Origin of the sequence: Stenotrophomonas chelatiphaga (assembly GCF_001431535.1) — a bacterium.
Classification (GTDB): Bacteria; Pseudomonadota; Gammaproteobacteria; order Xanthomonadales; family Xanthomonadaceae; genus Stenotrophomonas; species Stenotrophomonas chelatiphaga.
The window spans coordinates 19,586-32,223 of record NZ_LDJK01000074.1; the positions used below are offsets into that span (position 1 = coordinate 19,586).

General features: G+C 67.4%; 12 protein-coding genes. 1 reads left to right on the forward strand and 11 read right to left on the reverse strand.

The features are described from left to right. Positions 1-7: 7 nt before the first annotated feature. The 3 genes from ABB28_RS14585 to ABB28_RS14595 form a co-directional block, all read right to left on the reverse strand. Positions 8-1,525, reverse strand: coding sequence for an ATP-binding protein (locus ABB28_RS14585; RefSeq protein WP_057509342.1), 1,518 nt, complete (start codon positions 1,523-1,525; stop codon positions 8-10). A gap of 121 nt (positions 1,526-1,646) precedes the next feature. Next, entirely contained in the window at positions 1,647-2,006 is a 360-nt protein-coding gene (locus ABB28_RS14590; protein WP_148049395.1) for a hypothetical protein, read from the reverse strand. A gap of 125 nt (positions 2,007-2,131) precedes the next feature. After that, the gene (locus ABB28_RS14595) at positions 2,132-2,509 is read right to left on the reverse strand and encodes a BON domain-containing protein (protein WP_057509317.1); all 378 of its coding nucleotides are present in this window, start codon (positions 2,507-2,509) and stop codon (positions 2,132-2,134) included. 172 nt (positions 2,510-2,681) lie between these two features. Here ABB28_RS14595 and ABB28_RS14600 point away from each other — a divergent pair, with 172 nt between their 5' ends. Then, positions 2,682-3,719: an oxidoreductase gene (locus tag ABB28_RS14600; RefSeq protein WP_057509318.1), complete on the forward strand. Its 1,038-nt coding sequence runs from the start codon at positions 2,682-2,684 to the stop codon at positions 3,717-3,719. A gap of 45 nt (positions 3,720-3,764) precedes the next feature. On the opposite strand, the gene gnd is transcribed toward ABB28_RS14600, so the two are convergent. From gnd to ABB28_RS14640, 8 genes are all read right to left on the reverse strand, one after another. Then, positions 3,765-4,670 (reverse strand): phosphogluconate dehydrogenase (NAD(+)-dependent, decarboxylating), encoded by a 906-nt coding sequence (gnd, locus tag ABB28_RS14605; RefSeq protein ID WP_057509319.1) that lies wholly within the window; start codon positions 4,668-4,670, stop codon positions 3,765-3,767. 5 nt (positions 4,671-4,675) lie between these two features. Further along, complete coding sequence (locus tag ABB28_RS14610; RefSeq protein ID WP_057509320.1) at positions 4,676-5,968, reverse strand: hypothetical protein; 1,293 nt, start codon at positions 5,966-5,968, stop codon at positions 4,676-4,678. A gap of 2 nt (positions 5,969-5,970) precedes the next feature. Beyond that, positions 5,971-6,558 (reverse strand): DUF2242 domain-containing protein, encoded by a 588-nt coding sequence (locus tag ABB28_RS14615; protein ID WP_057509321.1) that lies wholly within the window; start codon positions 6,556-6,558, stop codon positions 5,971-5,973. Positions 6,559-6,678: 120 nt separating this feature from the next. Further along, entirely contained in the window at positions 6,679-8,856 is a 2,178-nt protein-coding gene (locus ABB28_RS14620; protein ID WP_057509322.1) for a carboxy terminal-processing peptidase, read from the reverse strand. 242 nt (positions 8,857-9,098) lie between these two features. Further along, positions 9,099-10,112, reverse strand: coding sequence for a lipoyl synthase (lipA, locus tag ABB28_RS14625; RefSeq protein WP_042615463.1), 1,014 nt, complete (start codon positions 10,110-10,112; stop codon positions 9,099-9,101). A 41-nt stretch (positions 10,113-10,153) separates the two neighbouring features. Next, on the reverse strand, positions 10,154-10,846 hold the full coding sequence (lipB, locus tag ABB28_RS14630; protein ID WP_057509323.1) for a lipoyl(octanoyl) transferase LipB: 693 nt from the start codon (positions 10,844-10,846) through the stop codon (positions 10,154-10,156). Continuing rightward, positions 10,834-11,112 carry a DUF493 family protein gene (locus ABB28_RS14635; RefSeq protein WP_057509324.1) on the reverse strand — a complete coding sequence of 93 codons (279 nt, stop codon included), beginning with the start codon at positions 11,110-11,112 and terminating at the stop codon, positions 10,834-10,836. The genes lipB and ABB28_RS14635 overlap by 13 nt, the downstream gene beginning before the upstream one ends. Before the next feature lie 237 nt (positions 11,113-11,349). Beyond that, positions 11,350-12,342, reverse strand: coding sequence for a CsgG/HfaB family protein (locus ABB28_RS14640; RefSeq protein WP_057509325.1), 993 nt, complete (start codon positions 12,340-12,342; stop codon positions 11,350-11,352). Positions 12,343-12,638: the final 296 nt, after the last annotated feature.

The following is a 12,638-nucleotide window of genomic DNA, read 5'->3' on the forward strand; positions in this document are numbered from 1 at the left end:
GCCGTCACTACCCGTGTGTGCGCAGCGCCTTGGCCACCGAACGGAACACCTGCTGCATCTCCAGGGGTTTGCGCAGCACGTGCAGGGACACGCCCGCTGGCGCTTCCACAGGCGGCATGCAGGCCTCATCGCACAGCAGCAGGGCGGCGCCGCGGAACCCCCGCTGCGACAGCTCCGACAGCAGCGCGCCGGCAGTCAACAACTGCGCCCCGCCATCCAGGATGACCAGCGCCGGCATGGCGTCGGCGGGCTCCACCGCCCGCAACGCGGCGGCACCATCGGACGCCAGTTGCAGCAGATAGCCTTGGCTGGACAAGGCATTTCCCAGCAACGACAGGCGGGTCGCTTCGGCATCCACCACCAGGATCGACTGCCCGGTGCCGGCCGCCATTGGCTGGATCGGCGGCTGCGGCAGTTCAGCCTGTTCGCTGGCCGGCAGGTGCAGGTCAAAGCGTGTTCCCTCGCCCGGTGCGCTGGTAACTGCGATGCGGCCGCCGCAGCTTTCCACGATCCGCTTGCAGGACACCAGGCCCAGCCCGGTGCCATCCGGCTTGGTGGTGAAGAACGGACTGAACAGCCTTTCCAGGGTGGGCGCATCCATGCCGATGCCGGAGTCGATCACGGAAATGACCAGCCATTGCCGTCCGTGGTGGAGACCACCAAGGTCCACGCGCAGGGTCAGCGTGCCGCCACCGGGCATCGCCTGCAGCGCGTTGAGTGCCAGGTTCAGCAGCACCTGCTGCAGCTCGGTGTAGTTGCCATCGACCGCCAGCGCGCCGCCCGCCGTCTCCACCTGCAGTTCGACGTCGCGGGGCAGCGTACCGCGCAGCAGCAACTGCACGGCCTCGAACAGGTGGTGAACCTTGACCCGCTCGCTGGGCCGGGGTGATCCGCGCACGAAGGACAGCATGGACTCGGCCATCTCGTGGCCGCGCCGCCCGCATTCGGCGATGACCTCGGCCATGTGCAGCAGTTGCGGATCCTGCGTGCGCACTTTGAGCAGCTCCGGCACGATCAGCAAGGGCTGCAGGATGTTGCGAAGGTCATGGCTGAGGCCCGCCGCGAGCAGCGACAGGCTTTCCAGCCGCTGCGCCCGCATCAGCTCGCCTTCCACCCGCTGCCGTTCGCCCGTGGCCCGCGCATCGCGCACCGCGCGCGCGACCGCCGAAGGCAACCGCGCGGGGTGGTGCTTGAGGATGTAGTCGCTGGCGCCGCGTTGCAGTGCGGCCACCGCCGCGTCTTCGCCCAGCGTGCTGGACAGGAACAGGAACGGCACGTCCGGTTGCGCCTGGCGCACGATGTCCAGGGCCTGGAAACCCGAAAAAGCGCCCATGTTCAGCTCGGCCAGCACCACGTCGGGCTGGAAGGCCTGCAGCGCAGCCAGCAGCTGGCCTTCTTCGTCAACGCGCTGGAAGCTTGCGCGCATGCCTGCGGCGAGGATCTGCGCAATGACGCGCTCGGCATCCTCAGGCACATCCTCGACCAGCAGGATACGCAGCTCGCCCGCCTCGGTTTTCACTGGCATGCTCACCCTGGCTCCCCACATTGCCGATCCCCCAGCACACTCCAGAACGCCGCCCCCACGCCGCACCACCACGACGCCCGCGAAGGGCGCGTGAAGCCACTATAGTCCAGGATCGCTGCTTTCAACCAACCGACTTGCGAAGTATCCGATCCATCGCTTCCCAGTCGACGCCCCGGGTCCCCCCGCTTGGCCCCGGCGCGGGCGCACGCCCATGGGAACGGGATCCGATGGAGAACACGGGCTGGCCGAACGTCCAGTAGGCGACCGAGCCGAGTGCCACCAGCGTGCCCACCGCCACCAGGATCCTGCGCCAACTGACGGCCCCGGTAGCCGTTGGCGCCACCCCGCCTGCGGCGCCGGGGAGGGCCGTGTTGCCCAAGCGCACCGGCAGCAGCGCGCCTGTCTCGGCGGCACCAAGCGGGCGGGTCACGGCAATGGCCTGCAGGGGTATCGAGACAGCCGGGTCGGGCGCGCGGATCATCAGTCCATCCATGAAGGAAGCCAGCGTGACAGTGCAGCAGTGCAGCCCCTGCCGTGCCAGAGCCAGAAACGGCAAAGGCGCCCACAGCGGGCGCCTCTGCCTTTCCGTCATGCCACCGCGCAGGATTACTTCGACGCGGTGCTGGCGACCTTCAGCTGGGTGGAATCGACGCGGGTAACGCCCTTGATCCCCTTCGCCGTGTTGACCGCCTTGTCATGCTCGGCCTTGTTGGCCACGTTGCCCTTCAGGGTCACCACGCCGTTGACGGTGGTGACGTTGATATCGGTGGCCGGCACATTGCTGCTGACCGCCAGGTCACCCTTGACCTTGGTGGTGATCCACGTATCGGTCACTGGCTCGTTGGAGTCGTGGTTCGCCGCATGGGTGCGGTCGTGGGCCATCGTGGCGTCCTTCTTGGCCGGGTCGTTGGCCATGGCCAGCGGTGCAGCCAGCAGCATGCCCAGGCCAATGGTCGCGGTAAGCAGCTTGGAATTCGTCTTCATCGTACGGTCCTCCTCGTTGGTGGATGGAGTGTCCCGTAACAGGCGTCCAGCCGGCGTGCCGGTACCGTCATGCTGGGGTGAACCGAGATGCTGCATGCGACATCCGTTCATGTTTTGCACTCCGTGGACGAGCCGTTAGGCTGGTCACCCCCACCCCAACGCGGAGCGCCCCATGCCTGTCGACCTGCAGGTTGCCCTGATCGGCTATGGCCTTGCCGGGCGGGTTTTCCATGCGCCGCTGATCCAGCACACGCCGGGACTTACCCTGCACAGCGTGGTCAGTTCGCGTCGAGATGAACTGCGCCGCCACTTCACCGACGTGCACGTGCGCGCCGCGCCCACCGAGGCGCTGAAAGACCCCGCAGTGGATGCGGTGGTCATTGCAACGCCCAACGAACAGCACGCGCCGCTGGCCATCGCCGCATTGCGCGCAGGCAAGCACGTGCTGGTGGACAAGCCCTTCGCACTGGACACCGCGCAGGCGGAGACCGTGCTGCGTACCGCAGAGGAACACGCACGCGTGGTGACCGTGTTCCAGAACCGGCGTTTCGATGCGGACTTCCTTACGCTTCGGCAGCTGCTGGCCAGCGCCACTCTGGGTGACATCGCCGAATGCCATTCGCACTTCGACCGCTTCCGCCCGCACGTGCGCGACCGCTGGCGCGAGCGCGACCAGCCTGGCGGTGGTCTGTGGTACGACCTCGGTCCGCACCTGCTTGACCAGATGCTGCAGCTGTTCGGTTGGCCGCAGGCGATCACCGCCGACCTGGATTGCCAGCGCGGCGAAGGCAGCACCGACTACCTGCATGCCGTGCTGCACTACCCGCGCATGCGCGCCATCGTGCATGCGGGTTCGCTGGTGGCTGCCGCGGCGCCGCGCTTCACCGTGCATGGCAGCAAAGGCAGCTGGATCAAACACGGACTGGATGTGCAGGAAGCCCAGCTTGCCGCCGGCAAGGCACCCGGTGCGCCCGGCTGGGGCCTGGATCCGCACCATGGCGTCCATTCGGCCTTCGATGCCGAGGGCCAGCTGCAGCACACCACCGTGGACAACCTGCCGGGCGACTACCGGAAGCTGTACAGCGCGTTCGCTGCAGCGATCAATGGCCAAGCGCCTGCCGAGGTCACCCCGCAACAGGCGGTGCAGCTGATGCAGCTGCTGGATGCGGGCCGCCTCAGTGCGCGCGAGCGCCGCACCATCGCACTGTAAAGGTCCGGGTAGCGCCGGGCATCGCACGGCGCTGCACCATGGCGATCAGATCTTCTTGATCGCGTGGCCGCCGAACTCGTTGCGCATCGCCGCCAGCAGGCGGTCGCTGAAGCTGTTGGACTGGCGCGAACGCAGCCGCTCCAGCAGCGCCAGCGTGATCACCGGCGCAGGCACGTCCAGCGCGATGGCCTCGGCCACGGTCCAGCGGCCCTCGCCGGAATCCTCCACGTAGGGCGCAATGCCGTCCAGCGCCGGATTGCGCTGCAGCGCCTGTGCGCTCAGGTCCAGCAGCCAGGAACGCACCACGCTGCCGTGCCGCCATACCTCGGCAACCTGGCCCAGGTCGAGTTCCATCTCTTCCTTCCGCTCCATCAGCGCGAAGCCTTCGGCATAGGCCTGCATCATTCCGTACTCGATGCCGTTGTGGATCATCTTGGTGTAGTGCCCTGCCCCACTCGGCCCCACCCGGGCCCAGCCGCGGTCGGCAGCCGGCGCGAGCGCCTGGAACACCGTCGCCAACTGCTCCACGGCGGCCGCATCGCCGCCGATCATCAGGCTGTAGCCCTCCTGCAGCCCCCACACCCCGCCACTGGTGCCGCAGTCCAGGTAGAAGATGTCATCGTCAGCCAACGAACGCGCGCGGCGCACGGAATCCTGGTAGTTGGAGTTGCCGCCATCGATCACCACATCGCCTTCGGCGAGATGCGGGACCAGCTGCGCCAACGTCTGGTCGACGGTATCGCCGGCCGGCACCATCAGCCACACCACGCGCGGTACCGGCAGGGCGGCGACCGCCTCGGCCAGCGTGGCGAACACCTCCAGGCCGGACTCCGCCGCGCGCGCGCGCGCCGCTTCCATCGGGTCATGCCCTACCACGCGGTGGCCGCCACGCTGCAGCCGCTGGGCCATGTTCGCGCCCATCCGGCCGAGGCCGATCATTGCGATATCCATCTGTTTCACCTTTGCGTTGAGGAACCGCGGACGGCATCGCCACCGGGTCCGGAATCAGAAGTCAGGCTGCCTGGCATCCCGGTCGCCGCGCAGTGGCGCAACTGCGCCTGCTGCCAGCGCCGGTACAGCGTGGTATGCAGATTGTGCACCGTCAGCTCCACCGTGAACGGCGTGCGTGGATTGCGGTCCAGCAGGCGTGCGACATGGAAGCCGATGGGCTTTATACCGCGCGGGTGCACGAAGATCAGGAACTGCCGGTAGAACGGATCGTCCAGCACGCCATCCATGCGCGCCACCAGCGCTGCCTCATCATCGGTGAGCGATGCGCGCAGGGAGGGATCCTGATCGGCCAGCAGTCGTTCGAAGAAGCGCACCCCGCGCCGCGGCAGCTGCCGGGACAGTTCCCAGAGTTCCCGGTTGCGCTGGTCGTACCAGCCGAATCCACCGTGCCGGCGCAGCGCGTCGGCCGCCTCCGCGCCCACGTCCACCACGATGAAATTCTCGGCCTGGTTGTTCAGGTCGTCCAGCGTTTCCCGGCCGAGCGCGTGGGTGATGTAACCCGGCGCCCCCATGAAGGCCTGCCGGCCCATCGCCGAGGTGCGCACGGCCTTGCCGTCGGCGAACAGTTCGCCCGCGTGCGCGCCGAGCAGGATGCTGTCGGTGTCATGCAGGCCGAGGAAGGTGCCGATGCCGAGTTCATCGTGGTCGAACGCAGTGTCGAACGAGGCATCCCCGTGCAGTTCGCGCTGGGTGGCCAGTTGGGCGACCTGGCGGCCGACGCCGCATTCGCTGCGCACCTTGCCGGTGTAGAAAGTTGCCAGCGCCTGGCTGTTGCTGGCCGCAGGCTGGTACCCCCGCCCCAGGCTGCGCGTACGCTGCCAGCCCTGCGCCTGTGCCCCGCGCGCGCCGAAACCGATCCAGCCGAGCTGCAGCCCGGAGAACCGATAGCCCGGATTGCTTTCCAGCGCGCGCGCCGCACGCCGCGCTGCTTCGCCCACCCGCATCGCGTAGGCGCAGACACTGGCCGGGTCGTCCAGCAGGCGCTGCATGAATTCCGCGCGCTCGGCAGGCTTCCAGTCGCGCGGAAGCGTGGCGCGCAGATCGCCCTGCGCGTGCGCCTGCCGTAGATCCTCGCGGGTACAGACGGGGCCGCCGTGCACATCGGGCACCGCCACCGCAGCCGACGCGAATCGCCATCCCAGACGCTCCAGCAGCCCCTGCGTGCAATCCGGCGCGGCCGACAGCGCCGTCCCCGGAAGGACCAGCAGGGCCCCCAGCAGCGCAGCGACTGCGCGCATGCTCAGCGCAGCCCGTCGTCCGTGCTGTCGGTCGGTGGTGGATCCGCTGCGGGCACGGGCGCCGTTGCCGGCGCAGCCACCACCGGCAGGTACTGCTGCAGCCGCTGGAAGAACCGGCCGTAGAAATCGCCGTCCTGCACCGTGCTGCTGGCGACCTTCACCAGCGAATCGTCATTGCTGCCGAACGGCAACGACACCGAGCCCAGCGCGCCTACGCCGACACTGGCCGAGGTCGGACTCTTCTTCAACGCGTAACGGTCCTGCACCGCGCTGATGAACACCAGCGCCTGCTCACCGCGTGGCGCACAGGAAATACGCAGCACCAGCTGTTCGTGGTCGTCATCGCGGGGCTGGAAATTCTTGCTGCCTTCCACGCCGGTCCCGTCGGCACGGGCGATCGCATAGCCCTGGCTGAGCAGGGTGCGCCGGGCGGCCTCGCAGGCCTCGGCGGCGGAGCCATCGACGGTGCGCGAATACATGTCACCGGAGTCGAAGGATTCGCGCAGCAACGTACTGTCGGCCGCACGTCCACCACAGCCGGACAGGCCGGCCATCAGCAACACGGGAGTAAGGAAGACCGCAGTCCGCATGGACATTCCTGCACAGATTGACTCAGCGCAGCATAGCGCGCCTGGCGTAAGCGGCAGGTTTACAGCCGTGGCGCGATGCTCGGCACCGCGCTACGGGTTGGTGCGGGTTCAGCACCCGCCTCAGTCGGCCCAGCGACCTGCCCCGGTGGACTGCGGCAGCACCTGGGCGGACAGCGGGCGGTCCTCTTCGAGCAGGTTCACGGCATCGGCCAGGATTGCCGCCGATTCGCGCAGCAGCGGGTCGGGTCGCTTTTCGGCAGCCTTCTCCCGCGCGGCATCCTTGACGATGTCGCGCTCGTTGCCGGTCAGGCCATCATCGTTGCTGTCGTCGGCCAGCGGATCCAGGTCCAGGCCCAGTTCCTTGCGCACGGCCTGGCGGTCCACGCGCTGCTTGTCCTGACGCTCACGTTCGGTGCGGCGTTCGGCTTCGTTGAGCGAGATGTACTTCTTTGCCTTCTCTTCGCGGAACTGCTGCACGTCCTCGTTCCACCACTGGAACTCCTTGTCAGCGGCGATCCGGGCATCGTGGCGGCTTTCCAGCTTGGGCAGCAGCGGGCCGAAGTTGCCGTACTGGGTGTGCGGCACGGCGGCGATGCGGGTCCACGGCAGCGCATTGTCATAGGTGCTTTCGCCGAACTCGCTGGCGTCCACGCTGGCCGGGAAGGCCAGGTCGGGCACCACGCCCTTGTGCTGGGTGCTGCTGCCGCTGACGCGGAAGAACTGGGCGATGGTCAGCTTGACCTGGCCGAAGCGCTGGGCTTCGCCACTGGGCCAGCGGTCCAGGTCGACGATGTTCTGCACGGTGCCCTTGCCGAAGGTGGTCTCACCGATCACCAGGCCACGACCGTAGTCCTGGATGGCGCCGGCAAAGATCTCCGAGGCAGAGGCCGAGCCGCGGTTGATCAGCACCGCCAGCGGACCGTCCCAGGCGACCGCTTCGCTGCGATCGCTGTTGACGGTGACGCGGCCACCGGACTCGCGCACCTGTACCACCGGACCCTGCTCGATGAACAGACCGGTCAGTTCGATGGCTTCATCCAGCGAACCGCCGCCGTTGTTGCGCAGGTCCAGCACCACGCCATCGAGCTTGTCGGTCTTGAAACCGGCCAGCAGCTTGGCCACGTCGCGGGTAGCGGACGCGTAGTCGGTCGCGTTGCGGCGACGGCCTTCGAAATCCTGGTAGAAGGTCGGCAGCTTGATCACGCCGACCTTGCGCTCGGGCGCTCCGTCCTTGGCCGGGATGGTCAGCGTCTCGCCCTTGGCTGCCTGCTCGGCCAGGCGCACTTTCTGGCGGGTCAGCACCAGCGTGTGGTGCTTGCCGTCCACGCCTTCTTCGGCCGGGATGAACTCCAGCCGGACCTGGGTGTCCTTGCTGCCGCGGATCTTGGCCACCACGTCGTCGATGCGCCAGCCGATCACATCTTCGATCGGGCCGGAGGTGCCCTGGCCGACGCCGACGATGCGGTCACCGGGCTTCAGCTTGCCATTCACTGCCGCCGGACCACCGGCAATGATCTCGCGGATCACCACCATGTCGTCCTGGCGCTGCAGCTGCGCGCCGATACCTTCCAGCGAAAGCGACATGGCCTGGTTGAAGTTTTCGGCGGTGCGCGGGGTGAAGTAATCGGTATGCGGGTCCACGGCGCTGGTATAGGCGTTGAGGAAGAACTGGAACACGTCCTCGCCCTTCAGCTCGTTGACCGACTTTTCCAGCGTGGCGTAGCGCTTGTCCAGCGTGGTGCGGATCTCGTCCGGCTTCTTGCCGGCAAGCTTCAGGCGCAGCCAATCGTTCTTCACCGACTTGCGCCACAGCTCGTCCAGCTCGGCATCACTGGCCGCCCACGGTACGTCCTTGCGGTCGTACTCGAACCGTTCATCGGTGCTGAAATCCGGTTCGCGCTTCAGCAGGTTGCGTGCATAGCCGACCCGCTGGCCGACGCGCTGCTTGTAGACGGAAAACACCTGGAAGGCCGGCTCCAGCTCGCCGCCCCGGATCGCCGTGGCGATGCCGGCTTCGAACGGGGCGAACTTCGCCACGTCGGCCTGTGTGAAGAACTGCTTGCCGCCGTCGAGGGTCTCCAGGTAACGCTTGAAGACGTCCTTGGAGGTGGCCTCGTCCAGCGCGCGCGGCCGGTAGGCGTAACGGCTGTCGGACAGCAGCCCGTACACCAGCTTGGAGGTGGTCGCCTGGTCGGCCGTGGCGGCGGCCGGCAGGGCCGGGCCATCGGCCTGCGCCGACAACGCCAGCGGTGCGGTGAGTGCCAGGGCAATCAGGAGTGCGGGGGCTTTGAATTTCATGGAATTGCTCAGGGCACCTTGCCGAAAGGAAGACTGCGTGCGTTTCAGACACCACGACAGTGCCGAAAGTTGCGCGCTTTGTCACCCGCGTTCATGGAACGCGTGTTTCCAGCCTAGACGGGGGCCTGTAGCAGGATGTGAATGAGGAACAGCAGGGTAGTGACGGCCGCTGGCCGTCAGGCATTTGAAGCGGACGGCCAGCGGCCGTCCCTACCGGATCAAGCGCGGCCGTCCCTGCCCGGTCAGGCGACGCCGGCGCCCTTGGCCTGCACGTCGGCGTGGTACGACGAGCGCACCATCGGGCCGGACGCCACGTGGCTGAAGCCCAGCGCATAACCGTAGTCTTCCAGCGCCTTGTAGTCTTCCGGGGTCCAGTACTTCAGCACCGGGTGGTGGTGCGCGGTCGGCTGCAGGTACTGGCCGATGGTGATCATGTCCACGTCGTGCGCACGCAGGTCGCGCATGGTGGCCTTGATCTGCTCGAATTCCTCGCCCAGCCCCAGCATGATGCCGCTCTTGGTCGGCACGCCCGGGTGCTGCGCCTTGAAGTTCTTCAGCAGGGTCAGCGACCACTGGTAATCCGCACCGGGACGCACGTTGCGGTACAGGTCCGGCACGGTTTCGATGTTGTGGTTGAACACGTCCGGCGGGTTCTGCGCCAGGATCTCCAGCGCGCGTTCCATGCGGCCCTTGCCGCGGAAGTCCGGGGTCAGCACTTCGATACGGGTGCCCGGCGATTTCGCACGGATGGCGGTGATGCAGTCGACGAAGTGCTGGGCACCGCCGTCACGCAGGTCATCGCGGTCCACGCTGGTCACCACCACGTACTTCAGGCCCATGTCGGCGACGGTCTGGCCGAGGGTGGCCGGCTCGTTGGCATCGGGTGGCTTGGGACGGCCGTGGGCCACGTCGCAGAACGAGCAGCGGCGGGTGCAGACCTCGCCGAGGATCATGAAGGTCGCGGTGCCGTGGCTGAAGCACTCGTGGATGTTGGGGCAGCTGGCCTCTTCGCAGACCGTCACCAGGCGGTTCTCGCGCAGCTTGGCCTTCAGGTTCTGCACCGCATTGCCGGAAGGAATGCGCACGCGGATCCACGACGGCTTGCGCAGCACCGGCGCGTCGGCGAACTGCACCGGCGAGCGGTTGATCTTGTCACCACCCAGCTGTTTGACGCCGGCCTGCAACGGCGCGGCGGCGGGAGCGGAATCGCCCTGCAGCATCTGCAGGGGAATGGTGCGGGCAGTCTGTTCGGTCATGGTGTTCCCGGCGGCAACAGGGCCGCGTGGTATGGGTTCGGTCAGGCAGACAGGTCCGGCTGCGTGGAGGACGGCTGCAGGTGCAGGCCGAACTGGCGCGCCAGGTGGTCCAGCAGGACGGGCTTGACGGCTGCCATGCCGGAAGGCCCGCCCAAGTCTACCATCGTGGTCACCTGCAGCCCTTGGTAGCCGCAGGGATTGATGCGGCGGAAGGGTTCCAGGTCCATCGCTACGTTGAAGGCCAGGCCATGGAAGGTGCAGCCGCGGCGGACCCGGATGCCCAGCGCGGCCACCTTGGCCCCGCCCACGTACACGCCCGGGGCGCCGTCCCGGCGTTCAGCGCCGATATTCCACTCGGCAAGGGTATCGATGATGGCCTGTTCGATCCGGCATACGTAATCACGCACGCCGATGCCCAGCCGCGGCAGGCGCAGCAGCGGGTAGACCACGATCTGGCCGGGGCCGTGGTAGGTCACCTGCCCGCCGCGATCCACTTTCACCACCGGGATGTCACCCGGGGCAAGCACGTGTTCGGGCTTGCCGGCCTGGCCCAGGGTGAACACCGGGTCGTGTTCGACCACCCACAGTTCGTCGGCGGTGTCGTCGTCACGCTGGTCGGTGAACCGCTGCATGGCGCGCCAGACCGGCTCGTAGGGCTGGCGGCCGAGGTCGCGGACGATCGCGGACGGAAGCTGACGGCCAGCGGCCGTCACTACCGGTGCTAGAGCGTCCACTTTACTTCCGGGTGCTCGCGCAGCACCTCGTGGGCAAGGTCGTACTGGGCGCGGTCGCGGGCGGTGAACGCCACGCGCACCGAAACGTACTTGCCGTTGGACGAGTGCTTCCAGCTGATCTGCTCGTTGAGCACGTCAATGCCAGCGGCCATCAGCAGCTTGGGGAGTTCCACTTCCAGCCCGGAGTTGGCCGCGCCCATGGCGCTGAGCTCGAACTGCCCGGGAAACTGGAAGCCGTGTTCGGGATTGTCGGACTTGATTTCCATCCGCCCATTATCGGGCCGCAGCGGATCAAACCCAAGGGGTGGGCGAAGCGGCAGTGACGGCCGCCGGCCGTCATGTTTTCTCACCGCTGCGCTCGCCGACCATGGGTCGGCGCTACCTGCCGCTGCGCTCGCCGACCATGGGTCGGCGCTACCTGCCCCGGCGCTCGCCGCGCACGGCGGTGCCGGCCGTTCTGACCGGCACCGGTGGATGACGGCCAGCGGCCGTCACTGCCCCTGTTACTTGGCCAACTGCATGGACGTGGAGTTGACCCAGCCCTTGTTGCCCATTTCGTCTTCCACTTCCCACATCGTGCCGTCCTTCTGGCCGGTGGGGTACAGCAGCATGCCCGGTTCCAGGTCACGCACGGCCGCGCCGGTGCCCTTGGAATTGGACAGCAGGCGACCGGCCTTCAGCATGGTCACGGCCTGGCTGCTGTTGGCAGCGGACGCATCGGCCGGCAGGCCGCCCAGTTCATTCACCATGTTGGTGTAGGCCTGCAGGTAGGCCAGCGTGATGACCTGGCCCAGTTCGGTGTTGGCATAGCCGCCCACGCCCATCGCGCCGATGCCGCCACCGCCGAACAGGCCGCCACCGGCGCCCCAGCCCAGGTCGGTCTTCTTCGAGTTACCTTCCACGATCGCGACCTGCTCGGACGAACGCACGTCGGTCAGGGTCAGGGTGACGTCAGCGGTCTTGCTGCGGAAGTTCAGCCCGCCCACCACCGCACCGGCCTTGCCGCCAATCAACCCGCCCAACAGACCACCGATCGCATTGCCACTGGCGTTGTTGTTCTGCGAAATCAGGTCCGGCACCAGCACGTAGTCGGCCGCGCGGATCTGGCCCTTGCCGATGTTCGAACGGCCACGCAGCTCGCCTTCCGAAGCCAGCGCGCGCTCGGCTTGGGCCGCGGCCATGCCGACGCCACGGTCGACCAGGGTGAAGCACTTGGACTTGTTGACGAACACCTTGATCAGCTTGGACGGCGCCGGCAGCTGCTGGCCGGTCCACCAGTTCACCACGTCTTCCGGTTCGATCACCGAAATCGAGCCGAGCGGCTTGGTGCACACCGGGATCTGCGCCTGGCCCTGCTTGCTCTGCTCCTGCGCGGAGGTACGGCTGGAGCTGAAGCTGTCGCGCAGGCCGGCCGAGGCAGGCGCACTGACAGCCATCAGGCCAACGCCCAGCACGGCGGTGACCACGAGGGTGGCGAACGAATTCTGTTGGGTCATGTCTGTTGTCCAGCGCGCCTGCCCGTTGCAGGCGGCGCGCAATCCATTGGTTTGAGAGAGGCCGGTGGTGGCAGGCCGGAATCCTTGAACAGCGCCCTCTGGCGCCGGCGCAGAGGATAAAACACCGCTCTGCCGACGGCAACCGCAGCTGAACAACGGTCCAATCCAGCGGGCGCGGGCCCGCGGAGCCGTGATGCTCGTCACGTTTTACGGCCCGCCAGCGGGACGATACGAACGCGTGGCGCAGAAGTCCACGTACGGAACGGATCAGACCGGCCACGGACGTCGACCCGAAT